This window comes from Micromonospora sp. NPDC049004 (genome assembly GCF_040649315.1).
GTDB lineage: Bacteria > Actinomycetota > Actinomycetes > Mycobacteriales > Micromonosporaceae > Micromonospora.
In genome coordinates, this window is the sequence record NZ_JBEZFG010000011.1 from 94,917 (window position 1) to 118,304 (window position 23,388).

19 protein-coding genes are annotated in these 23,388 nt (G+C 72.9%); 6 read left to right on the plus strand and 13 right to left on the minus strand.

Going from position 1 to position 23,388, the window contains the following annotated elements; all coding sequences use genetic code 11:
- Positions 1-3 precede the first annotated feature (3 nt).
- From AB0B97_RS28420 to AB0B97_RS28440, 5 genes are all read left to right on the plus strand, one after another.
- Positions 4-606: a PadR family transcriptional regulator gene (locus tag AB0B97_RS28420; RefSeq protein ID WP_357497950.1), complete on the plus strand. Its 603-nt coding sequence runs from the start codon at positions 4-6 to the stop codon at positions 604-606.
- The gene (locus tag AB0B97_RS28425) at positions 603-1,337 is read left to right on the plus strand and encodes an ABC transporter ATP-binding protein (protein ID WP_357497952.1); all 735 of its coding nucleotides are present in this window, start codon (positions 603-605) and stop codon (positions 1,335-1,337) included. Before AB0B97_RS28420 ends, AB0B97_RS28425 begins: the two co-directional genes overlap by 4 nt.
- 56 nt (positions 1,338-1,393) lie before the next feature.
- On the plus strand, positions 1,394-4,120 hold the full coding sequence (locus AB0B97_RS28430) for an FtsX-like permease family protein (protein ID WP_357497954.1): 2,727 nt from the start codon (positions 1,394-1,396) through the stop codon (positions 4,118-4,120).
- An 83-nt stretch (positions 4,121-4,203) separates the two neighbouring features.
- Complete coding sequence (locus tag AB0B97_RS28435) at positions 4,204-4,704, plus strand: nitroreductase/quinone reductase family protein (RefSeq protein ID WP_234584276.1); 501 nt, start codon at positions 4,204-4,206, stop codon at positions 4,702-4,704.
- 152 nt (positions 4,705-4,856) lie between these two features.
- A complete protein-coding gene (locus AB0B97_RS28440; RefSeq protein ID WP_357497957.1) occupies positions 4,857-5,594 on the plus strand; it encodes a nucleotidyltransferase domain-containing protein in 738 nt (245 codons plus the stop codon).
- A gap of 6 nt (positions 5,595-5,600) precedes the next feature.
- On the opposite strand, the gene AB0B97_RS28445 is transcribed toward AB0B97_RS28440, so the two are convergent.
- Both AB0B97_RS28445 and map read right to left on the minus strand, forming a co-directional pair.
- Positions 5,601-6,314, minus strand: coding sequence for a VIT1/CCC1 transporter family protein (locus tag AB0B97_RS28445; RefSeq protein ID WP_234584274.1), 714 nt, complete (start codon positions 6,312-6,314; stop codon positions 5,601-5,603).
- Positions 6,315-6,369: 55 nt separating this feature from the next.
- Positions 6,370-7,227 carry a type I methionyl aminopeptidase gene (gene map, locus AB0B97_RS28450; RefSeq protein WP_357497960.1) on the minus strand — a complete coding sequence of 286 codons (858 nt, stop codon included), beginning with the start codon at positions 7,225-7,227 and terminating at the stop codon, positions 6,370-6,372.
- A gap of 95 nt (positions 7,228-7,322) precedes the next feature.
- Here map and AB0B97_RS28455 point away from each other — a divergent pair, with 95 nt between their 5' ends.
- A complete protein-coding gene (locus AB0B97_RS28455) occupies positions 7,323-7,637 on the plus strand; it encodes an STAS domain-containing protein (RefSeq protein WP_357497964.1) in 315 nt (104 codons plus the stop codon).
- 32 nt (positions 7,638-7,669) lie between these two features.
- On the opposite strand, the gene AB0B97_RS28460 is transcribed toward AB0B97_RS28455, so the two are convergent.
- From AB0B97_RS28460 to pcaF, 11 genes are all read right to left on the minus strand, one after another.
- On the minus strand, positions 7,670-11,329 hold the full coding sequence (locus tag AB0B97_RS28460) for a SpoIIE family protein phosphatase (RefSeq protein ID WP_357497966.1): 3,660 nt from the start codon (positions 11,327-11,329) through the stop codon (positions 7,670-7,672).
- A gap of 194 nt (positions 11,330-11,523) precedes the next feature.
- On the minus strand, positions 11,524-12,075 hold the full coding sequence (locus AB0B97_RS28465; RefSeq protein WP_357497968.1) for a pyridoxamine 5'-phosphate oxidase family protein: 552 nt from the start codon (positions 12,073-12,075) through the stop codon (positions 11,524-11,526).
- Positions 12,076-12,122: 47 nt separating this feature from the next.
- Positions 12,123-12,878: a gamma-glutamyl-gamma-aminobutyrate hydrolase family protein gene (locus tag AB0B97_RS28470; protein WP_357497970.1), complete on the minus strand. Its 756-nt coding sequence runs from the start codon at positions 12,876-12,878 to the stop codon at positions 12,123-12,125.
- Entirely contained in the window at positions 12,875-13,642 is a 768-nt protein-coding gene (locus AB0B97_RS28475; RefSeq protein WP_234584268.1) for a 3-oxoacyl-ACP reductase, read from the minus strand. The genes AB0B97_RS28470 and AB0B97_RS28475 overlap by 4 nt, the downstream gene beginning before the upstream one ends.
- Positions 13,643-13,647: 5 nt before the next feature.
- Entirely contained in the window at positions 13,648-14,997 is a 1,350-nt protein-coding gene (locus tag AB0B97_RS28480; protein WP_357498087.1) for an aldehyde dehydrogenase family protein, read from the minus strand.
- 122 nt (positions 14,998-15,119) lie between these two features.
- Positions 15,120-16,484 carry a glutamine synthetase family protein gene (locus AB0B97_RS28485; RefSeq protein WP_357497972.1) on the minus strand — a complete coding sequence of 455 codons (1,365 nt, stop codon included), beginning with the start codon at positions 16,482-16,484 and terminating at the stop codon, positions 15,120-15,122.
- Positions 16,485-16,599: 115 nt separating this feature from the next.
- On the minus strand, positions 16,600-18,186 hold the full coding sequence (locus AB0B97_RS28490) for an amino acid permease (RefSeq protein WP_357497974.1): 1,587 nt from the start codon (positions 18,184-18,186) through the stop codon (positions 16,600-16,602).
- A 295-nt stretch (positions 18,187-18,481) separates the two neighbouring features.
- The gene (locus AB0B97_RS28495) at positions 18,482-18,982 is read right to left on the minus strand and encodes a DUF456 domain-containing protein (protein WP_234584264.1); all 501 of its coding nucleotides are present in this window, start codon (positions 18,980-18,982) and stop codon (positions 18,482-18,484) included.
- A gap of 46 nt (positions 18,983-19,028) precedes the next feature.
- A complete protein-coding gene (locus tag AB0B97_RS28500) occupies positions 19,029-21,191 on the minus strand; it encodes an EAL domain-containing protein (protein ID WP_357497977.1) in 2,163 nt (720 codons plus the stop codon).
- A gap of 5 nt (positions 21,192-21,196) precedes the next feature.
- Positions 21,197-22,009 carry an SAM-dependent methyltransferase gene (locus tag AB0B97_RS28505; RefSeq protein ID WP_357497979.1) on the minus strand — a complete coding sequence of 271 codons (813 nt, stop codon included), beginning with the start codon at positions 22,007-22,009 and terminating at the stop codon, positions 21,197-21,199.
- 154 nt (positions 22,010-22,163) lie between these two features.
- Complete coding sequence (gene pcaF / locus AB0B97_RS28510; RefSeq protein WP_357497981.1) at positions 22,164-23,369, minus strand: 3-oxoadipyl-CoA thiolase; 1,206 nt, start codon at positions 23,367-23,369, stop codon at positions 22,164-22,166.
- Between the last annotated feature and the right edge of the window lie 19 nt (positions 23,370-23,388).

Here is a 23,388-nt window from a genome sequence, read left to right on the forward strand (position 1 = left end):
GCCATGTCCATCCGTCACGGGCTGCTCGCCCTTCTCGAACGCGGCCAGATGTACGGCTACCAGCTGCGCGCCGCGTTCGAGGAGTCGACCGGCTCGACCTGGCCGCTGAACATCGGGCAGGTCTACACCACGCTGTCCCGGCTGGAACGGGACGGTCTGGTGCGCCCGCTGCCGGAGAGCGAGGCCGGGCAGCGCCCGTACGAGATCACCGACGCCGGCCGGGCGGACCTCGCGCTGTGGTTCGCCACCCCGATCAGCCGTACCGACCGCCCCCGCGACGAGCTGGCGATCAAACTGGCCCTGGCGCTCACCACCCCCGGAGTGGACGTCCGCTCGGTGGTGCAGGCCCAGCGCAGCGCGACGATGCGCACGTTGCAGGAGTTGACCCGGTTGAAGTACGGCAGCGACCGCCCGGAGGACATGCCGTGGCGGCTGGTGCTGGACTCGATGGTGTTCCAGGCAGAGGCTGAGGTGCGGTGGCTGGACCACTGCGAGAGCAGCCTGGTCCGGCATCAGCCCAACGGGCCGACGACGCACCCGCCCCGGCCGCCCGACCCCGGGGCGTCGGACGGCGCGCGGTGGGTCGACGAGGAGGCGCGACGGTGAGCGGAACGGACGACGCAGTGCTGGAGCTGCGCGCCGTCCACCGCACCCACGGCTCCGGCCCGGCGGCGGTCCACGCGCTGCGTGGTGTGAGCCTGGTCGTCCGGCCGGGCGAGCTGGTCGCCGTGATGGGTCCGTCCGGTTCGGGCAAGTCGACGCTGCTGGCTCTCGCCGGTGGGCTGGACCGACCGACCCGCGGCGACGTCCGGGTCGAGGGCCAGCCGCTCGGGGCGCTGGATCGCCGCGGGCTGGCCCAACTGCGCCGCCGTCGCATCGGTTACATCTTCCAGCAGCTCAACCTGCTGGGCAGCCTGAGCGCCCTGGAGAACGTCGCGCTCCCGCTGGAGCTCGACGGCGTCGGCGGCCGGCGGGCCCGCGCGGCGGCTCTGGCCGCGTTGACCGAGGTGGGCCTGCCGGCGCTGGGTGACCGCTTCCCGGACCAGCTCTCCGGTGGTCAGCAGCAGCGGGTGGCGATCGCCCGCGCGCTGGTCGGCGAGCGGCGGCTGGTGCTCGCCGACGAACCCACCGGTGCCCTGGACTCGCAGACCGGCGAGGCGGTGCTGCACCTGCTGCGCCGCCGGGTCGACGCGGGCGCCGCCGGCATCCTCGTCACCCACGAAGCGCGCCACGCCGGCTGGGCCGACCGCGTGGTGTTCCTGCGCGACGGCGTTCTGGTCGACACGACGGCCCCGCTGGGCAGCGTCGAGCAACTGCTGTCCGGCAGCGACCGTTGACCCTGCGCCGGTCGCCGCTGGCACGCCGCCGCGTCGATCCGCCCGCGGTGGGTCCGGTGACACCGCCCGCGTCCGTCGGGCGGCGGAGGTTCGCCGAACTGACCGGCTCGTGGCGGGCCGCGCTGCGGATCGCCCGACGGGAGTCGCGCCGGGCGCGTCGGCGTACCGCCCTGGTGCTCGCGATGATCGCCCTGCCGGTGCTCGTGCTGGCCTTCTTCGCCACGAGCTACGACATGTCCGAACTGACCCCGCAGGAGCGTCTCGACCGGCGCCTCGGCGTCGCCGACGCGGAGCTGCGGTGGGTCGCCGAGACGCCGCTCATCCAGGACGAGTGGGGCGACAGCTGGTATCCCCGGGACGGCACCCAGTCGGCGGTCGGCCGTCCGGCCACCGCCGCCGAGGTGACCGCGTTGCTCGGCTCCGGCAGCCGGGTCACCGAGGTCCGCGCCGGAGGGCCGGTGCAGGTGCGGGGCCCGAGAGGTGACGAGACCCTGGACGGGCGGGTGCTCGACCTCACCGACCCGCTGGCCCGGAGCCTGGTGCGGTTCCGGTCGGGGCGGGCGCCGCAGCAGCCCGGCGAGATCGCGGTGAGCCCGACGGCGCTGCGCCGCCTGGACGTACGCCTGGGCGACGCCGTGGCCACCGCCGACAGGACGAGGACGTACACGGTGGTCGGGGTGGTCGAGTTTCCCGACGACCTCGGCCCGGTGGTGGCGCTGCACCCGACGGCCGTCGGGCGGGCCGATCCGCAGTCGGACACCCGCTGGTTGGTCGACGTGCCCGGCGGCGTCGACACGGCGATGGTGTCGCGGCTCAACGACCACGGGGTGGTGGTCGTACCCCGCCACCTTCCGGCCTCGGCGATGTCGTCCCGCAGCTGGATCGGCTACGCCGACACCACCGACCTGAGCACCGGCGTGCTCATCGCCGGCCTGGGGCTGCTGGAGGTCGTACTGCTGGTCGGGCCGGCGTTCGCCGTGGGGGTCCGCCGTCGGCGCCGCGACCTGGCGCTTGTCGCGGTGGCCGGTGGGGACGCGGCCCAACTGCGTCGGGTCGTGCTCGCCGACGGCGTGGTGCTGGGCGTGCTGGGCGCCGCGACGGGGTTGCTGCTCGGTGTCGGCGCCGCGTTCGCCGGCCGTCCGCTCATGGAGCAGTACGTCTTCAGCGCCCGCTTCGGCGGGTACCGCTGCTGGCCTTCGGCCCTGGTCGTGCTCGGCGGGGTCGCGGTGCTGGCCGGGGTGCTGGCCGCGCTCGCGCCGGCCTGGACGGCGGCCCGGCAGGACGTCATCGCCGGGCTCGCCGGGCGACGTACCCCTCCGCCGCCCCGGGCCCGCGCCCTGGCCCTCGGGTTGACGCTTGTGGTCGGTGGGGCGGCGCTCGCGGCGTTCGGGGCCAGCCGGACGTCACCGGCGGTGATCCTGACCGGCCTGATCCTCGGCGAGCTGGGCCTGGTCTGTTGCACGCCCACCTTGATCGGCGTCCTCGCCCGGCTCGGCCGGCTGCTGCCGCTGGCGCCCCGCATCGCGCTGCGCGACGCCAGCCGCAACCGGGCCGCCGCGGCGCCGGCCATCTGCGCCGTGATGGCCGCGGTGGCCAGCAGCGTCGCGCTCGGCGGATACCTGACCAGCGACGGCGTCCGGGACGCCCGTGCCTACCGGCCGATGCTGCCCACCGGTCACGTGCGCATCAACCCCGAGGAGCCGCGCCGGCAGCCCGAGCCGACGTTGGCCCAGGTCGACGCCGTCGCACGGGCGCAGCTGGGCGCCACCGCCATCGCACCCGTACGCGTGCCGCTCTGCTCCTCGACCGACGACCCGGCGGACTACTGCTCGGTCGGGCCGGAAATCCCGCCGGAGCGCATCTGCCCCTTTCCCCCAGGTGACGGCCTGTCGGCGACGCAGCGTCGCCAGGCGCGGGCCGACCCGCGCTGCCAGGACCGTGCCGCGGACTACTTCGGCAACGGCGTCGAGACACTGGTGGACGACGGCAGCGCGCTGCCGCTGCTCACCGGCGCCGACGCGGCGGCGACCTCCGCCGCCACCGCGGTGCTGCGCGCCGGAGGCGTGGTGGTGACCGACCCGCGCTACCTGCACGACGGCCGGGTGACGGTGCAGGTGAACGAGGTGCGGATCGGGCGGGACGAGGCGACCGCCCGGCAGGACGTGCCCGGCTACGTGTTGCCGCGGACGGTCGGCCTGCCCCGTCTCCTGCTGTCCGCGTCCGCCGCCCGGCAACTCGGTTTGAGCACTGTCGAGGCGGGCTGGGTGGTCGACACCCCGGCGCCGCCGAGCCAGCGCCGCCAGGATCGATTCGCCGACGACCTGCGGGCCTTCGGGACGTACTCCCTCCAGGTGGAGCATGGCGCCGCTCCGCGCGACGACTCTCCGCTGCTGCTGCTGCTCGCCGCGGCGGCCGGACTGATCACGGTGGGCGCCGCCGGGATCGCCACGGCGCTCGCCGCCGCGGAGGGCCGCGCCGAGCTGTCCACCCTCGCCGCGGTCGGCGCCGCACCTGCGGTACGCCGACTGCTGGCGATCTGTCAGGCCGGAGTGATCGCCGGTCTCGGCTCGGTGCTCGGCATCGTGGCCGGGCTCGGCACCGCGGCGATCGTGCTGTTCTCGGCCAACCGGGAGTACGCCACGGCCTGGCCGGTCCGGGAGCCGTACCCGTACCTGGTGCCGTGGCCGGCGCTGGGCGTGCTGGTCCTGGTGCCGGTGGTGGCGATGCTCGGCGCGGGCCTGTTCACCCGGTCGGGGCTGCCGATCGAACGTCGCCTGGACTGAACCCGGGCACCCCGGGGCCGTGGGACCGGAACCGGACCGTCCGGTGGTGTCGTCGGGGCAGGGCAGGCGGCAGACTGGGCCCCGTGTCAGCGCTCGCAACCCTCACCCGTCGACTCGGCCACCACCGCTGGTTCGGGGCGGCCGCCCGCCTGCTGGTCCCCGCCGATCGCATCGTCGGCCGGCTCACCCGGGGCCGGGTGGTCGCGCTCGGCGTACTCCCGTCCCTTGTGATCACCACGACCGGTCGCCGCTCGGGCAAGCCGCGCAGCAATCCGCTGCTCTACGTGACCGACGGCGACGCGTACGTGGTGATCGGCTCCAACTGGGGGCAGACCCACCAGCCCGGTTGGGCGATGAACCTGCTCGCCGACCCGGCCGCCGAGGTGGACGTGAAGGGTCGCCGGCTCCCGGTGCGGGCCGAGTTGGCCACCGGGGACGAACGGGACCGGCTGTGGCAGCTGCTGGTCACCGAGTGGCCGGCGTACCGCACGTACGTCGAGCGGGCCGGCGGCCGGGAGATCCGCATCTTCCGGCTGGTGCCGACCGGGCGCGGCGTACCGGCCGACCCCCCGCCGGCTGGCTAGGCTGACGCCAGTCGCTTCAGGCGGAGGTTGACCCGTGAGCGCGAGGAGTGAGCCGGTCCTGCGAGCCCCGCAGCCGCGAACAAAGGCCCACCCGTGAGCGCGAGGAGTGAGCCGGTCCTGCGAGCCCCGCAGCCGCGAACAAAGGCCCACCCGTGAGCGCGACGAACGAGCGGTCGGGTGTCGACCGGGGCCTCGACGATCGACGGTGGACGGTGGCGGAGCGGGTCGCCGAGGTGATCCGGCGGCGGTTTCCGGCCGACGTGCTCGCGATCGGAGTCCACGGTCCCCTGGCGCACGGCGACGACGACGGTGGCGGTGACGGCGAGGTGGGGATGCTGGTGGTCACCTACCGGCCGGGCGCCGGGCCGCCGCCGGCGACCCGGCGGGTGGACGGTGTGCTTGTCGATCTGACCGTGGCCGCCGCCGACGACTATCTCGGGCAGGCCCGGGTGCTGTCCCCGTTGTGGCCGCTGACGGCCGACCGGTACGTCACCACCCGGTCCCTGTACGACCCGACGAGCTGGCTGCGGACGTTGCGGGACGAGCATCTCGGCCGGCTCGCCCGGGCCCGGCCGGCGGAGTTCAGCACCGCGGCGCGGCAGGCCTGGTACCGGGGCAGCGCCGCGCACTCGCGGGCCGCCCGGTTGGCCGAGTGGTACGAGACCGACCAGGCGTTGCTGATGCTCGGTGAGGCGCGGTTGGCCGCGGCGACGGTGACCGGCCTGCTGGGCCGCACCTACTTCCGCGATCCGGGTGACGCGGTGCGGCGCACGGGGCTGGCCGGCGCGGACATGACGGAGGTCGGCGCGGTGCTGACGCGGCAGGCCGAGGAGTTGGCGGCGCGTGGCCGCCCGGTCGACGGCACCATCGACGAGCTGCTCACCGGTTGACCGGCGTCACAGCCCGCCCTGCACTCCGATCAGCGAGCCGACCAGGTAGGTGGCGCCCGCCGCGGCGGCCCCCAGCACGAGCTGGCGCAGGCCGCTCGTCCACCAGGGTCGGTTGGTGAACTTGGCCACCACGGCCCCGGCGGCGAACAGGCCGATCCCGCCGACGGCGAGCGCCAGCCAGAGGTCGGTGGCGCCCAGCAGGTACGGCAGCAGCGGGATCAGCGCCCCCACCGAGAAGAACAGGAACGAGGAGATCGCCGCCGCCCACGGGCTCGGCTGGTCGTCCGGGTCGACGCCCAACTCCTCGCGGACGTGCACCCGCAGCGCCTCCTCCGGGTCCCGCCGTACCGCCTCGGCGACCTGGGTGGCGAGGTCGCGGGGCAGGCCGCGGGCCACCCAGGCGTCGGCCAGCTCGCGGGCCTCCGCTTCGGGGTGCCGCTCCAGCTCGCGCCGCTCCTTGGCCACCTCGGCGGCGACCTGTTCGTTGGCCGAGCGCACGCTCGTGTACTCGCCGAGCCCCATCGAGATCGCACCGGCCACCAGGCCGGCGGACCCGGTCAGCACGATGCTGCGGGGTGACACGCCACCGCCGCCGACGCCGGCGATGAGGGCGATGTTGGTGACCAGCCCGTCCATCGCGCCGAAGACGGCCGGGCGCAGCCAGCCGCCGGAGACGTCCGCGTGGTGTGCCTCGCGCAGGGCCGCGGGGGTGTCGGTCACAGCGGCTGCCCTTCGTTCGCGACTGCGGGACTTCGCTTCGCTGCGTTCCTCGCGCTCACGGGAGGGTCAGGATCTCGTGGCCGTCGTCGGTGACGACGATGGTGTGCTCGAACTGGGCGGTCCACCTGCGGTCCTTGGTGACCACCGTCCACCCGTCGTCCCACATGTCGTACTGGTAGGTGCCGAGGGTGATCATCGGCTCGATGGTGAAGGTCATCCCCGGCTCCATGATGTCCGTGGGGCGGGGGCTGTCGTAGTGCGGCACGTAGAGCCCGCTGTGGAAGGTCTCGCCGATCCCGTGGCCGGTGAAGTCGCGGACCACGCCGTAGCCGAACCGCTTGGCGTACGACTCGATGACGCGGCCGATCACGTTGATCTGCCGACCCGGCTTGACCGCGCGGATGCCGCGCATCATGGCCTCGTGGGTGCGTTCGACGAGCAGCCGGGCCTCCTCGCTGACCTCGCCGACGCAGAAGGTCGCGTCGGTGTCACCGTGCACCCCACCGATGTACGCGGTCACGTCGACGTTGATGATGTCGCCGTCGGTCAGGACGGTCGAGTCCGGGATGCCGTGGCAGATGACCTCGTTGACGCTGGTGCAGCAGGACTTGGGGTAGCCCCGGTAGCCGAGCGTCGACGGGTACGCATCGTGGTCGCAGAGGAACTCGTGCACCAGACGGTCGATCTCGTCGGTGGTCACGCCGGGCTTGCAGTGCTCACCGGCGAGCCGGGTCGCCTGGGCGGCGAGCCGGCTGGCGATCCGCATCTTCTCGATGGTCTCCGGTGTCTGCACGTGCGAGCCGCGCCACTGCTGCGGGCTCTTCTTACCCACGTACTCCGGGCGGGGAATGTGGGCGGGCACCTGTCGCATCGGGGAGAGCGTGCCTGGGGTCAGCGGCGGACGGACGGTCATGGCGCAAGCCTATCGCCGGAGGAGCTGGTGACCCGTGCCACGGCCGGTCACTCCCGGTTGTTGCCCTGCCAGGTCGGCTGTGCCATGGTGTCTGCGTGGATCAAGGGGGAGCACCACCCGTCTTCTCCGCCAGCGCGGAGATCGACGGAGAGCACCTCCGCGTGGTGGTGACCGGCGAGGTCGACATGGCGACCGCCGACACGATGCTCCAGACCGCCCTGCGCGAGCCCGCCCGCCGGATCACCCTCGATCTGCGGGCCGTGACCTTCTTCGACTCGGCGGCCATCCACGCAGTGGTCCGGCTCGCCCAGCAGTTCACCGGCACGCTCACCGTGCTGCCGTCCCGGCAGGTCCGCCGGGTGCTGGAGATCTCCGGCCTGGGCGACCAGAGCTGGCTCGACCCGGTCTGAGGCCGCTGACACCCCGGCCGCCGGGTGCGCGGTCAACTCTGCAACTGCCGGCGCAGCGTCACCTCGGTGCCCTCGTCGGTACGCCGCACCATCAGGTCACCCAGCGCCTTGATCAGTGACAGGCCGCGCCCCCGGAATCCGGAGTCGGTCGACTCCCGCCACTGCCCGGTGTCGCGCACGGTGGCGATCACCGTCCGGTCCTCGATGGCCACCTCGACGCTGATCACCGCCTCGGCCGGCTGGACGGGGTGCTCGATGGCGTTCGCGGCGGCCTCCGAGACCGCCACGGTCAGGTCGAACAGGTCCGTCTCGCCGACGTTGTGCGCGACGAGGAAGTCCTCCAGGCGCTTGCGCAGGACGCTCAGCCGGGTCGGGTCCGCCGGCAGCCGCAACGCGAACCGGTTCAGCTCCGCCGCCTCCAGGGCGAGCACCGCCACGTCGTCGCGGCGCGGCCGTCCGGTGACCCGCTCGACCACCGTGTCGATCAGATCCGCCACGTGCTCGCCGGGGGTGGCCGCGTCGGCGCGCAGCTGTGCCAACGCGGCGTCGATACCGAGCTGACGGTCCTCGACCAGCCCGTCGGTGTAGAGCAGCAGGCGGCTACCCGCGGTCAACTCCCCCTCGACGGTCCGGTACGTCGTGTCGGGGATGGCGCCGACCGGCGGGCCGAGCGCGCGGTCGTGCAGGAACGCCACGTCGTCTCCTCGGATCAGCAGGGGGGACGGGTGGCCGGCGCTGGCGTAGCGCAGCCGGCCGGTGCGGGGGCTGAACTGCAGGCAGACCACTGTCGCGAACGAACGCCCCTCGGTGGACCCGACAAGTCGGTTGAGGCGGCTCAGCGACTGACCCGGGTCGAAACCCTCCAGCAGGTACGCCCGCAGCGCGTTGCGCAGCTGCCCCATCGCGGCGGCGGCCTGGACGCCCTTGCCGACCACGTCGCCGATGACCAGCACCAGGTCGTCGCCCTCGATCGCGAGCGCGTCGTACCAGTCGCCGCCGACCTCGACGTCGGCGCTGCCCGGCAGGTACCGGCTCGCGACGACCGCGCCCGGCAACTGGGGCAGCGACCTCGGCAGCAGGCTGTGCTGCAACGTGGTGGCGATGCGGTGTTCGGCTTCGTAGAGCTGCGCGTTCTCCAGCCGGACCCCCACCAGCCGGGCGAGCTGGGTGAGCGCGGCCTCGTCGGCCTGCGAATCGTCGCCGGCGGCCCGCCAGACCTGTAGCTCGCCGAGCTGCTCGCGGGTGGTGCCGGTCAGCGCCGCCACGAAGGACGGGTCGGTGGCGGTGACGCCACCGCCGTCGGCCTCGGAGCGGGCACCGGACGCGGTGACCACGACCCGGGCGGCCTCGGCGAGGCTGAGCGCGTGCCGGGCGGCGACTTGGAGCACGTCGGCGGTGGAGCGGGCGGTGTTGACCGCGACCGCCGCGTCGGCCAGCGCCCGGAGCCGACGGATGATCTGCCCGCGCAGCTGACCCAGTTCGACGTTGGCCCGGACGCGGGCGATCAGCTCCTGCCCGGAGAACGGCTTGGTCAGGTAGTCGTCGGCGCCCACGGAGAGGCCGGCGACGGCTTCGGCGGACCCGGCGCGGGCGGAGAGCAGCACGATCGGCACGTCGCGGGTGCGGGGGTCCGTGCGCAGCGCGCCGACCAGGCCGAACCCGTCCAGCCGGGGCATCATCACGTCGGTGAGCACGAGATCGAACCCGCCCTCACGAGCCAGCGTCAGGCCTGCCAGACCGTCGCTCGCGGTGACGACCTCCCAGGTCGGGGAGAGCAACCGCGTCACGTGCTCGCGCAGGTCGACGTTGTCGTCGACGACGAGGATCCGGCCAGCCGGGGCCGCGTCGGTCGGCTGGCGGCTGGCCGGCTCGGTGCTGTCCTCGTCGGCCCACAGGGCCGTCTCCGCCACGTACAGCCGGGCCTGCTCGGGCTCACCCGTGGGCAGGGGCGCGAACGGGGCGACCCGGTCGGCGGGCAGGTGCGCCGATCCGAACGGGACGGTCACCGTGAAGGTGCTGCCCTCGTCGATCTCGCTGGTCACACCGACGCCGCCGCCATGCATCTCGACCAGTTCCCGGACCAGCGCGAGCCCGATCCCGGTGCCCTCGTGCGTGCGGGCGCGCACCCCGGGCACCCGGTGGAAACGCTCGAAGACGTGCGGCAGCTCGCTCGGCACGATGCCCGCGCCGGTGTCGGTGACCTCCAGGCGGGCGACGCCGTCCTCGGCGCGGACCCGCACCCGGATCTCGCCGTCGAAGGTGAACTTCACCGCGTTCGACACCAGGTTGAGGACGATCTTCTCCCACATGTCCCGGTCGATGAAGACCGGCGCCGGCAGCGGCGGGCAGTCCACCACAAGTCGCAGCCCGGCGCGCTCGGTGGCCGAGCGGAAGGTGCTGGCCAGCCGGGCGGTGTAGCCGGCCAGGTCGGTGGGCTGGTAGCGGGCGGCCAGCCGCCCGGATTCCAGTCGGGAGAAGTCGAGCACGGTGTTGACCAGCTTGAGCAGGCGCAACGCGTTGCGGTGCATCACGACGAGCCGGTCGGTGTAGGCGGCCGGCAGCTCCGGGTCGGCCAGCATGTCCTCCAGCGGGCCGAGCACCAGGGTCAACGGCGTACGGAACTCGTGGCTGACGTTGGCGAAGAAGTTGGTCTTCGCCCGGTCCAGCGCGGCCAGCTCGGCGGCCCGGGCGCGCTCCTGCTCGTACGCCCGCTGGGTGCCCACCGCGCGGGAGATCTGCGCGGCCACCAGGTCGAGGAAGTCGCGGTACTCGTCGCCGAGCGGCAGCCGGCGGTCGACGCCGGCGACCAGCGCGCCGACCGTCTCGTTGGCGGCCTTGACGGGCAGCACGAGCGCCACGTCGGCGGCGCCGGCCGGCGGCTGGGCGAGCAGACGGCTCACCTCGACGGTGGCGGGCGAGCCCTCGGCGACCAGCTCGGCGATCGTGTCGGGCGGGACACTCACCGCGGCCGGGTCGACGCAGCTGGTGGCGGTCAGGGTGAACTGGCCGGTGGAGTCGGCCAGGTAGATCAGCGCGAACGGCACGTCGGCGGAGTGCCGGGCGAGCACGTCGGTGGCGGTCCGGCCCAGCTCGCCCGCGCTGATCACGTCGGCCAGCTCGGTGCCCAGCTCCGACAACGCCCGCAGCCGGCGTTCGCCGACCACCCGCCCGGTGGTCTCGTTGACGATGCAGTAGACGCCGCTGACCGAGCCGTCGACACCCCGGATCGGGTCGTACGAGACGTCGAAGTAGGTCTGCTCGACGAAACCGGAGCGGTCCAGCAGGAAGGGGTGGTCCTCGCCGCGGTAGGAGAGCCCGGTGCTCCGGACCCCGTCGAGCAGCGGGCCGAGGACGTCCCACGTCTCGGCCCAGTGGTGTCGGGCCGGTTGGCCGAGCACGTGCGGGTGCTTGCTGCCGATGGTCGGCCGGTAGGCGTCGTTGTAGAAGGCGAGCTGCTCGTCACCCCAGAACATGACGATCTGCGCGCTGGAGGAGAGCATCATGCCGATCGCGTTGGAGAGCGCCCCCGGCCACCCGGACGGGCCGCCCAGGGGATGGGTGGACCAGTCGAAGGCGCGGAGCCGCTCGCCCAGCTCACCGCCACCCGCATACGCGGCGGCGAGCAGCGGGGGGATGTGGTGGACGTCCGCGAAGGAATGCCCCGCATCCGCGCCCCCCTGGGCCGAGCTCATGCTGCCTCCCCGCTTCGGCCGTACCCCGCAGCCGTTGATCTTCACGCGCCGTGCTCCGACTTGTACCCCGGCGGACCAGCAACGTAACGCATGACGACGCTTGGACGCTGGTTAGGAGTGCCGCACCCGCCGCCGACCCGACAGCGCGGGGGTGGACGCCGGCCCGGGTGGTCGCCGGAAGCGCCCCTGACCTGTCAGAAGACCGGCAGTCCGTCGATGCTCGCGGCGTTCTTGGTGGCCCGGTACGTCACCAGATCATCGGCCGTACGGCGGGAGTGTGAGGTAAGCAACAGGTCACGCTCCGCGCGGAAGTCCATCAGCGGCACCGCATAACCGCAGGAGTCACTGACCCGCTCGACGTCGACGGTGATCACAGCCCGCACGGCGTGCACGTCCGGCGGCGCGGGAAACTCGGCGAGCCGGTCGGCGTAGCCCGCCTCGGTCACGGCGACACTGCTGCCCCTGCCGTGCAGACGCACGATCTTCGGCGGACCGTCGAACGCGCAGAACATCAGCGTGATGCGGCCGTTGTCGCGCAGGTGGGCGATGGTCTCCGCGCCGCTGCCGTGGTAATCCAGGTAGGCCACCCGGTGCGGGCCGAGGATCACGAAGGTGCCGGTCATGCCCTTCGGCGAGACGTTGACGTGCCCCTCGGGCCCGGACGGCGCGGTGGCCACGAAGAAGACCGGCTGGGCCGCGATGAACTCCCCCAGACGACCGTCGATCTCCGGATAGACCTTGCCCATGCGGTGATCCTCCCATCGCAGCCACGCCCCGCCGGGGGCGACCTGCGTCACACAGTCGTCGACCCCGCCGCGTCCATGCCCTCGTGGCGGCCCCGCGCCAGCGGGCCGGACGCTCGTTCGCCGGCCGCCCGGACCAGCGCTGTGATCGGGCGCGGGTCCGGCTCGTTCTCCGGATGCCACTGCACCCCGAGCACGAACGAACGCTCCGGGTCCTCAACCGCCTCGATCACGCCGTCCGCCGCCCAGCCGCTGACCGCGAGCCGCCCCGGGGTGGCGACCGCCTGATGGTGGTACGAGTTGACCCGGTCCACCCCGGCCAGCGTCCTCGCCGCCAGGCTCCCCGGCGCGAACCGCACCGGATGGGTGCCGTAGACCCCCGGAGCCGGACGGTGCGCCTCCGACCCGAGGACGTCGGGGAGGTGCTGGTGCAGGGTCCCCCCGTACGCCACGGCGAGCAGCTGCATCCCCCGACAGACACCCAGCACGGGCAGGTCGACGGCGAGCGCGGCCGTCAACAGGGTCAGCTCACCGGCGTCCCGGTCCGGCCGGTCCTCGGTCCGCGGGTGGGGCTGCTGGCCGTACCGCCCCGGACCGACGTCGGCGCCCCCGGCCAACAGGAGCCCGTCGAGGACCGCCAGCACGTCGCCGTCGAAGTCGTCCGGTGGCAGCACCACCGCCCGGCCACCGGCAGCGGTCACTGCCCGCACGTACGCCTCGGGCACCAGCACCGCCCGCACCCCGCGCCACACAGCCCAGTCGGCGGGCTCGACGTACGCGCTGATCCCGATCAACGGCCGTGTCACAGCGGTGTGACGTACGCGCCGGTGATCCCGCCGTCGACCACGAACTGCGCGGCGGTCATGAACGAGGCGTCGTCGCTGGCCAGGAACGCCACCGCGGCGGCGATCTCCTCCGGCTGCCCGAAGCGACCCATCGGCACGTGCACCAGTCGGCGGGCAGCCCGCTCCGGGTCGGCGGCGAACAACTCCAGCAGCAACGGGGTGGCCACCGGGCCGGGGCAGAGCGCGTTGACCCGGATGCCCTCGCGGGCAAACTGCACACCCAGCTCCCGGGTCATCGCCAGCACCCCGCCCTTGCTCGCCGTGTACGCGATCTGCGACGTCGCCGCGCCCATCAGCGCCACGAACGAGGCCGTGTTGATGATCGAGCCCTTGCCCTGGCGGCGCATGTGCGGGATGGCGTACTTGCAGCAGAGGTAGACGCTCGTGGTGTTGACCCGGAGCACCCGCTCCCAGGCGTCCAGGCCGGTGTCCAGGATGGAGTCGTCGTCCGGCGGTGAGATGCCGGCGTTGTTGAACGCGATGTCCACCCGGCCGTGCCGGTCGGCCACCCCGTCGAACAGGTCGCGGACCGCCGACTCGTCGGCCACGTCGGTGGCCACGAACTCACCGCCGCACTCCTGCGCGGCCTTCTCGCCGGCCTCCGCGTCGATGTCCACGCAGACCACCCGCGCCCCCTCGGCGGCGAACCGCCGCACGGTGGCCAACCCGATGCCGCTGCCCGCTCCGGTGACCACTGCCACCCGGTCCTGCAACCGACCCTGCACTGGCCTCACTCCTCAGTCGCGATGAACACGTTCTTGACGTCCGTGAAGGAGTGCAGCGCGTCCGGGCCCAGCTCACGGCCGAGCCCGGAGCGCTTCATCCCACCGAACGGGGTCCAGTAGCGCACCGAGGAGTGCGAGTTGACGCTGAGGTTGCCCGCCTCGACGGCGCGGGCCATCCGCAGCGCGCGTCCCACGTCCCGGGTCCAGATCGAGCCGGAGAGGCCGTACTCGGTGTCGTTGGCGAGCCGGACCGCGTCGGCCTCGTCGTCGAACGGCAGCACCGACACCACCGGGCCGAAGATCTCCTCCCGCCAGTGCCGGTCGGCCGGCGAGTCGGCCAGCAGCACCGTCGGCGCGTGCCAGAAGCCGGGGCCGTCCGGGCGGGAGCCGGTGAAGGCGACAGTCGACCCGGCCACGTAGCTCCCTACCCGGTCCCGTTGGGCCGCGGAGATCAGCGGACCCATCTCGGCGGTTTCGCGGGACGGGTCCTCGACGCGTACCGCGCGTACCGCCGGTTCGAGGAGTTCCAGGAACCTGTCGTACACCTGGCGTTGGACCAGGATCCGCGACCGTGCGCAGCAGTCCTGGCCGGCGTTGTCGAAGACCGCGCCCGGCGCGGTCGCGGCGGCGCGTTCCAGGTCGGCGTCGGCGAACACGATGTTGGCGCTCTTGCCGCCCAACTCCAGGGTGAGTCGCTTCACCTGGGCGGCGCAGCCGGCCATGATGCGCGTGCCGACCTCGGTGGAGCCGGTGAAGCAGATCTTGCGGACCGCCGGGTGGCTGACGAACCGCTCCCCCACCACCGCGCCCTCACCGGGGATGACGGTGAACACGTCGTCGGGCAGGCCGGCCTCGCGGGCCAGCTCGGCCAGGCGCAACGCGGTGAGCGGGGTCAGCTCGGCGGGTTTGAGCACCACCGTGTTGCCGGCGGCGAGTGCGGGGGCGAACCCCCAGGCGGCGATCGGCATCGGGAAGTTCCACGGCACGATCACCCCGACCACGCCGAGCGGCTCGTGGAAGGTGACGTCCAGGCCGCCGGGCACGGGGATCTGCCGTCCGGTCAACCGTTCGGGCGCTCCGGCGTAGTAGTCCAGCACGTCGCGGACGTTGCCGGCCTCCCAGCGGGCGTTGCCGACGGTGTGCCCGGAGTTGCGGACCTCCAGGGCGGCCAGCTCGTCCACGTGCGCGTCGACGACGGCGGCGAACCGCCGCAGCAACCGCCCCCGATCCCCCGCCCCGACGCCCCGCCACGCCTCGAACGCCCGAGCCGCCCGCGAGATCGCCGAGTCGACCTCAGCAAGGGAAGCCCCCCTAACCTCCTGAAACCCGACCCCGGAAGCCGGATCAACAACCACCGTCACGCCCCCACCGCCCCTCCTCGTCGATCATGGAGTTGTGGTGCCTCGCGAAAGCCGCAATCCACCGTGCTTCGGCCACCACAAGTCCATGATCGACACGGGCAACCCGGCGCGGGCCCTCAGAGGCGTTCGAAGCCACGGGTCAGCTCCCAGTCCGTCACCGCGGCGTCGAAGGCCGCCAGCTCCACCCTCGCCTGGTTGGCGTAGTGGGCGACCACCTCGTCACCGAACGCTTCCCGCGCCACACTGGACGCCTCCCAGAGGGCCAGTGCGTCGCGCAGGGTGCTGGGGACCCGCTCGGCCTGCGGATCGTCGTACGCGTTGCCGGTGCACTCCTCGCCCAGCTCCAACTCCCGCTCGATGCCGTGCAGCGCGCCGGCGACCAGCCCGGCGATCGCCAGGTACGGGTTGACGTCGGCGCCGGGCACCCGGTTCTCCACCCGCATCCCCTGCCCGTGCCCCACCACCCGCAGGGCGCAGGTCCGGTTGTCGACGCCCCAGCGCAGGGCGGTCGGGGCGAACGAGCCCGGCTGGTAGCGCTTGTAGGAGTTGATGTTCGGGGCGAACAGCAGACTGAACTCCCGCATGGTGGCGAGCAGCCCGGCGAGCACCCGCTGCCCGGTCGGCGACAGGTGCGCCGGCCCGTCACCGAGCATCGCCGAGGAGCCCGTGCGGTCGCGCAGCGAGAAGTGGATGTGGCAGGAGTTGCCCTCCCGCTCGTTCGGCTTGGCCATGAAGGTGATCGACATGCCCTCCTGGGCGGCGATCTCCTTCGCGCCGTTCTTGTAGATCACGTGGTGGTCGGCGCAGGCGACCGCCTCGTCGTACCGGAAGGCGATCTCGTGCTGGCCGAGGTTGCACTCGCCCTTGGCGCTCTCCGGCGTCAGCCCGGCGCCGGCCATCTCGGTGCGGATCCGGCGCAGCAGCGGCTCCACCCGGGCGGTGCCGAGCAGCGAGTAGTCCACGTTGTACTGGTTGGCCGGGGTGAGGTCGCGGTAGCCGCGCCGCCAGGCGTCCTCGTACGAGTCGCGGAACAGCACGAACTCCAACTCGGTGCCGGCGTACGCGGTCAGCCCGTGCTCGGCCAGCCGGTCCAGTTGCCGGCGCAGGATCTGCCGGGGCGAGGCGACCACGTCACCGGAGCCGTCCAGCCAGGTCAGGTCGGCCAGCAGCAGGGCGGAGCCGGGCTGCCAGGGCACCCGACGCAGGGTGGCGAAGTCCGGCACCATCGCGAAGTCGCCGTAACCGCGCTCCCAACTCGACATCGCGTACCCGTCGACGGTGTTCATGTCGACGTCCACGGCGAGCAGGTAGTTGCAGCCCTCGCTGCCGTTGGCCACCACCTGGTCGAGGAAGAACGGCGCGTGGAACCGCTTGCCCTGCAACCGGCCCTGCATGTCGACGAGGGCCAGCACCACCGTGTCGATCTCGCCCTCGGCGACGGCGACCCGCAGTTGTTCCAGCGTGAGCGGAGCTTTCGTCATTCGCGGGCCTCCATCACCAAGGTCTACTGGCAAACCGGATCACCGTCAATGCCCCCGGGGCCGAGGGCGGCAAACCCGGCGGGACGGTCGTGGTGACCGTCCCGCCGGGCGGGTGTCAGGCCGGGCCGTCGACCGGTGCCGGGTCGACCGCCGGTGCGGGTTCCTCGACGGTACGGACCGGGCCGGCGAACCACTTGCGGGCCGAGGCGTACCACCAGACGGCGACCACCAGCAGCACCCCGCCCACGGCGAGTGGCGCGTAGTTCACCGCCGACCAGGTGAAGTCGTCGTCGCCGGGCACGCCGGCCGGCACGATCGGCAGTACGAAGTACACGGCGATGACCGCGATCTCGATGACCGCGATCCAGCCGAGCAGCTTGTACTTCCGTCCCAGCGTCCACGGGCCGGGTACGAACCGGTCGCCGAGGCGCAGCCGCAGCGCGATCGGGATGAGGAACGACAGGTAGAGCCCGAGCACCGCGACGGAGACCACCGCGTAGAACGCGATCGGGATGCCGGTCGAGCTCTCGTAGAGCGCCGGCAGGGTCAGCACCAGACCAGCCACCGTGGCGCCGATGATGGCGTTGACCGGGGTGCCGTTGCGGTCGACAGTCGACCAGAGCCGCCATCCGGGTACCGCCCGGTCCCGACTGAACGCGTACGCCATGCGGCTCATCGAGGTCACGCAGCTCATGCCGCAGAAGAACTGTCCGATCGTCGAGATGATGATGACGATCTTGAAGAAGACCGGGGTCAGGGCGGATTCGAAGATGGCGCCGGAGAAGCCGCCGGCGGCGTTGACCGCCTCGACGTCGGTGGCCGCGAACAGGAACGCCAGCAGCAGGATCCAGCCGCCGACCGCCGAATAGAAGATCGACTGCCAGAGCCCGCGCGCGGCGGCCTGCGAGGCGCCCCGGGTCTCCTCGGAGACGTGCGCGCAGGCGTCGAAGCCGGTGATCGTGTACTGGGTCAGCAGGAAGCCCAACGGCAGCACGTAGAACCAGAACGTCAGCCCGCCGGTGTCCCCGTCGCCGAAGCCCGAGTTGTTGAACCGCTCGGTGAACACGAACTGGAAGCTCTGGTGATCGTCCGGAACGAACACCAGGATGGCCACCACGGCCGCCGCGCCGGCCACGTGCCACCAGACCGAGACGTTCTGGAGTACGTCGATGATCCGGTGCCCGAAGATGTTGATGAGGCCGTGCAGCGCCAGAATGATCACGAAGAGGACGAACGCCTGCCGCAGCGTCCCGGCCCAGCCGTCGAAGAGCGCCGACAGGGTGAGGTTGAGGAAGGTCGCGCAGCCGTAGTCGACCGAGGCGGTGACCGCGACCAGGCCGATGAGGTTCAACCAGCCGGTGAACCAGCCGTGCACCGGGCGGCCCATGGTCGCCGCCCACCAGTAGATCCCGCCAGCCGTCGGGTAGGCCGACACCAACTCGGCCATGCAGAACCCGATGATCAGGATGAACAGTGAGATCAGCGGCCAGCCCCAGGAGATGGCGACCGGCCCGCCGTTGTTCCACGCCTGGCCGAAGGTGGTGAAGCAGCCGGCCAGGATCGAGATGATGGAGAACGAGATGGCGAAGTTGGAGAAGCCACTCCACTTGCGGCGCAACTCCTGCTTGTAGCCGAGTTCGGCGAGTCGTCGGGCGTCGTCGTCGATCGGTTGCTCTGCGGTCGGCACGGGCGTCGTGGCCACTGCACACCTCCCTGAGGTGGTTCCGCGAACGAGTGCGCAAAGTGTCGTCCCGCCGATCAAGACAGGTCAATACGATGCCGGTGGGAATCTCACCGCCGTACCGGCTAATTGCGTTGCCGCACGTCCGGGCCGCCCGCATGCTTGACCTCGTGACCAGGCCCGATCGCGACGGGCCACCACCGGGCGCTCGGACCGCCCGGCACCGCGGCGGCGCGGGGCACGCCTCTCTCTCCGTACGGCAACCGCCGTACCCACACATGCCCCGCGCCGCCCTCCGCCCCCGGTGACGGGCGGGTCAGGTCAGGAGGAGGCCGGCTACCCAGAGGGCGCCGATGGTCAGGCCGGCCAGGAATTCCACAAGCATGGACAGGCCGGCCGCCTTGAGCGCCTGCACGGTGGACGGCCAGGCGAGCCGGTTGCTGCCGAGGCGCAGCCGCTCCGCTGCCCACACTCCCGCGACGAAGCCCAGCAGCAGACCGATCACGGGGATCACGAAGAACCCCACCAGGCCGAGCACGCCCCCGGCCAGCAGAGACGACGTCGGCACGCCGGTGCGCTTGAGGTTCCTGCCCGGCCACAGGTACTTCACGACGATGCCCCCGACCGCGACAACTGTCGCGACGGCGAACACCGCCCAGCCACCCGGGCCGGCGCCGCCGAAGATCGCCCAGACCAGCACCCCACCCCAGCACAGCGGCAACGCCGGCAGGCCGGGCACCACCACACCAGCCAGCCCGGCGAGGATGGCCAACGCGGCCACCACGGTGACCACCGTCTGCGAGTCGTTCAGGCTCACGCCGTCGCCTTCCGTCGCCACCGTCGGGACCGCCCCGACCCACCGCTCACACCGCCGCCCGCCGCAGCCGGGCGGTGATCTCCTCGGCCGGCGCCGGTGCGCCGAAGTACCGCCCCTGCCCGGTGTCGCAGCGCAGCGCCCGCAGCCGCTCGGCCTGCACCGGCGTCTCCACCGCCTCGGCGGTGACCCACAGCTCCAGCGCGTGCGCCAACCGGACCAGCGCGTCGACGATCCGCTCGTCGCGGTGGTCCGCCACCACGTCCGTCCCGTCGGCGCGGATGCCCTCGACGAACGGGCCGGCCAGCTTCAGGCAGTGGATCGGCAGCCGCCGCAGGTACGCCAGGTTGGAGTATCCGGTGCCGAAGTCGTCGACCGCCAGCCGGACGCCCAGCGCCGCGAGTCGGTGCAGGCTGCGCAGCGGCTCGCCGGCGCTGCCCATCACGGCGCTCTCGGTCAACTCCAGCTGCAACAACTCCGCCGGCAGGCCGCTGGTGGCCAGCGCGTCCGCCACCGTCGCGACGATCGCCGGGTCGTCGGCCTGCCGGGCGGCCAGGTTGACGCTGACCACCAGCCGGGCCTCGGGGAACTCCCGCCGCCAGCGTTCGGCGTCGTGGCAGGCCCGCCGCAGCACCCACTCGCCGAGCTGGACGATCAGGCCGGTCTCCTCGGCGAGGCCGATGAAGCGGTCCGGGCCGATCAGCCCCAGCTCCGGGTGCTCCCAGCGGACCAACGCCTCGACCGCGAGCATCGTGCCCTCCAGCAGCGACACGATCGGCTGGTAGTGCAGCACGAACTCGCCCCGGTCCAGTGCGGCCGGCAGCCCGGCGACCAGCGCCGACCGGGCGAGGTCGCGGGCGCTGCGCTCCGGGTCGTACACCGCCCACCGGCCGCGGCCGGCCGCCTTGGCCCAGTAGAGCGTCGTGTCGGCGGCCTTCATCAGCTCCGAGGCGGTGGTCTCCGCGGCCGGGCAGTCCACGATGCCCACGCTGGCGGAGACCGCCAACTGCTGGTCGCCGAGGTGCACCGGGGCGGCGACGGCGGCCAGCGCGGCCTCCGCCACGGCCACCGCGTCGTCGACGTCGTCGCCGCCGTCGACCAGGATGACGAACTCGTCGCCGCCCATCCGGGCGACCAGGTGGCCGTGGTCCGCCACGCACTCGGCGAGCCGCCGGCCGATCGCCACCAACAGCCGGTCGCCGAGGTCGTGGCCGAGGCTGTCGTTGATCGCCTTGAAGCCGTCCAGGTCGAGGAAACACACCCCGACCCGTTGAGCGGGCCCGGCGGTGTCGAAGACCCGGCCCAGCGTCTCGAAGAACAGGGTCCGGTTGGGCAGCCCGGTCAACGGGTCGTGCAGCGCCTGGAAACGCAGCCGCTGCTGGAGTTCGTACCGCTCGGTGATGTCCTCGATCATGGCGACGGTGAACCGGGGTCGCCCGTCGTCGTACCGGATCAGCGACACCGCCAGGTCAGTCCAGACGATGCTGCCGTCCTTGCGGTGGTAGCGCTTCTCCACCCGGACCGAGTCCTGCTTGCCCTCGATCAGCTCCTGGTACAGCTCCCACATGCCGGCGGCGTCGTCGGCGTGGAACAGCTCCGCCACGTTCATCTCGCACAACTCTTCGATCGAGTAGCCGAGCATGTCGGCGAACGCCGTGTTGACGTCGATGATCTGGCCGTCCACCCCGGCGATGCCGATCCCGATCGCCGCGCCGGTGAAGACCGCCCGGAACCGCGCCTCACTGTCGCGCAACGCCTGCTCGACCTCGTCGCGGGCCTGCCAGGCCGAGCGGGCGATGCGCTCCTGCTGGGTGAAGGTCCGGTCGCGCAGCGCGCGGGCGAACCCGGCGGCCAACCCGCCCTGCACCGCGGCGATGCGCTCGCCCAGGTCGGGCGGCCGGTCGCCGGTCGCCAGGACCCGGTCGGGGAAGGCCTCGCCGAGCGCGCGCAGCGACCACTCCAACGCCCGGGGCTCGGTCAGATGCGCCTCCACCAGCGCCCGCCCGACCTCCTCGGCGGGACGCGCGCTGAACGGCTCGGCCCGCACCACCTGGGCCAGCCGGACGGTGTGCAGCAGCAACAGCCGCTCGGTCTCGGCCGCGCTGAGCGGCACAAAGCCGATGCGGCGTACGGCGCGGGCCCAGTCGGCGGCGAAGCCCTGGGCGCCGCCCCGGCCGACGTCGACCCCGGTGGGGTCCGGGACGGCGGCCACTGCGTTCAGCCGGCGGGCTGGTCGTACCGGGCCACGCCCCCGAAGGCGCCGAACCGCTCGGGGTGCTCGTCCACGTCGGCCGGCGAGTCGGGACGCCACAGTGGCATGTGCACCACGCCCGGTTCGAGCACCGTCCAGTCGCCGAAGAAGCCGGTGACCTGCGCGCGGGAGCGCAGGGTGATCTCGGTGGCCGTCCGGGCGGAGAGGCGCTGGGCGTCCAGCATCTCCTGCGGCTGGTCCTCGAAGGTGGAGTGCGAGATGACCAGGAAGCTGCCGGGCGCGGCGGCGGCCCGCAGGGTGGACAGGATCTCCTCGGGACCGTCGGCGTCCGGGATGAAGTGCACCACCCCGGCCAGCAGGATGCCCATCGGTCGACTGAAGTCGATCAGCCCGAGCCGCCGGGTCTCGGCGAGGATCCGCTCCGGCTCGCGCAGGTCGGCGTGGATCACCCCGGTCAGGTCGTTGCCGGCGAGCAGTTCACGGCTGTGCGCGACGGCCACCGGATCGATATCGACGTAGACCACCCGGGCCTTCGGGTTGGCCGCCTGGGCCACCTCGTGCACGTTGCCCACGGTCGGGATGCCGGAGCCGATGTCGAGGAACTGGTCGATGCCGGCGTCGAGCAGCGCCCGGACGGCGCGGCGCAGGAACTCCCGACCGGAGCGCATGGTGGCGGCGAGATTCGGGGTCATGCTGGCGATCTGCTCGGCCAGCTGCCGGTCGACCTCGAAGTTGTGCGCCCCGCCCAGGAAGTAGTCGTACACCCGGGCCGCGCTCGGCCTGGTCAGGTCAATCTCGGTCGGCAGTGCGTCCGGCATCGGTGTGCTCCCCAGTTCGTCGCCGCGGCGCGAGGCGGCACCGGCGTCGACGAGCGCGCGCGACCGCCGGCCGACCCCGCGGGTCGTGTGGTGTGGACCACTCTAGGCCGCCGACTCCCACGTACGGGAGATCCCTTCACGTAACTTTCCGCGCTCAGGCGGCCGACTCCAGCAGCAGCGAGATGCCCTGCCCGACGCCGATGCACATGGTGGCGAGGGCCCGGCGGCCGCCGCGACGGCGCAGCTCCAGGGCGGCGGTGAGCGCCAGCCGCGCGCCGCTGGCGCCCAGCGGATGCCCGAGCGCGATCGCGCCACCGTTCGGGTTGACGTGCTCGGCGTCGACGGGCAACCCCAGCTCGCGCAGCACCGCCACGGACTGCGCGGCGAACGCCTCGTTCAGCTCGACGACGTCGACTGCGCCCAGCTCCACGCCCACCCGGTCGAGCAGCTTGCGGGTGGCCGGCACCGGGCCGATTCCCATGATCCGCGGCGGTACGCCGGCCGTCGCCGCGCCGCCGATGCGGGCCAGCGGGGTGAGGCCGTACCGTCGCACCGCCGCCTCACTGGCCACCAGCAGCGCGACCGCCCCGTCGTTGACGCCCGAGGAGTTGCCGGCGGTCACCGTGCCGCCGTCGCGGAACGGGGTGGGCAGGGCGGCCAGCTTCTCCAGCGACGTCTCCCGGGGGTGCTCGTCGACCTCGACCAGTCGGGTCTCGCGGCGACCGGCGGGCACGGACACCGGCACGATCTCCTCGGCGAACCGGCCGTCGGCCTGCGCCTTGGCGGCGCGCTGCTGCGAGCGGTACGCGAACGCGTCCTGCTCGGCCCGGTCGACGCCGTACTCGGCGGCCACGTTCTCCGCCGTCTCCGGCATCGAGTCGACTCCCCAACCGTCCCGCATCAGCGGGTTGACCAGCCGCCAGCCCAGGGTCGTGTCGTACATCTCGGCCGAGCGGGAGTACGCCGAGGTCGCCTTCGGCACGACGAACGGCGCCCGGCTCATGCTCTCCACCCCGCCGGCGACCACCAGGTCCGTCTCGCCGGCCACGATGGACCGGGCGGCGATGGCGAGGGCGTCCAGGCCGGAGCCGCAGAGCCGGTTGACGGTGCTGCCCGGCACCTCCTCGGGCAGGCCGGCGAGCAGCGCCGCCATCCGGGCCACGTTGCGGTTGTCCTCGCCGGCCTGGTTGGCGCAGCCGAGTACGACGTCGTCGACGCGGGCCCAGTCCACCGACGGGTGCCGGGCGACCAGCTCGCGGATCACGTGTGCGGCCAGGTCGTCGGGGCGGACGCCGGCCAGCGCGCCGGCGTACCGGCCGATGGGGGTACGGACACCGGCCACCAGGTATGCCACGGTCATCGCGAGTCCTTCGGGGGTG

Bases quoted from the DNA above. Each gene is read 5' to 3' on its own strand.
- AB0B97_RS28420 (WP_357497950.1), top strand. From the start codon at position 4: ATGTCCATCCGTCACGGGCTGCTCGCCCTTCTCGAACGCGGCCAGATG.
- map (WP_357497960.1), bottom strand. From the start codon at position 7,227: ATGACCGTCCGTCCGCCGCTGACCCCAGGCACGCTCTCCCCGATGCGA.
- AB0B97_RS28460 (WP_357497966.1), bottom strand. From the start codon at position 11,329: ATGAGCTCGGCCCAGGGGGGCGCGGATGCGGGGCATTCCTTCGCGGAC.
- AB0B97_RS28465 (WP_357497968.1), bottom strand. From the start codon at position 12,075: ATGGGCAAGGTCTATCCGGAGATCGACGGTCGTCTGGGGGAGTTCATC.
- AB0B97_RS28485 (WP_357497972.1), bottom strand. From the start codon at position 16,484: ATGACGAAAGCTCCGCTCACGCTGGAACAACTGCGGGTCGCCGTCGCC.
- AB0B97_RS28505 (WP_357497979.1), bottom strand. From the start codon at position 22,009: ATGCCGGACGCACTGCCGACCGAGATTGACCTGACCAGGCCGAGCGCG.
- pcaF (WP_357497981.1), bottom strand. From the start codon at position 23,369: ATGACCGTGGCATACCTGGTGGCCGGTGTCCGTACCCCCATCGGCCGG.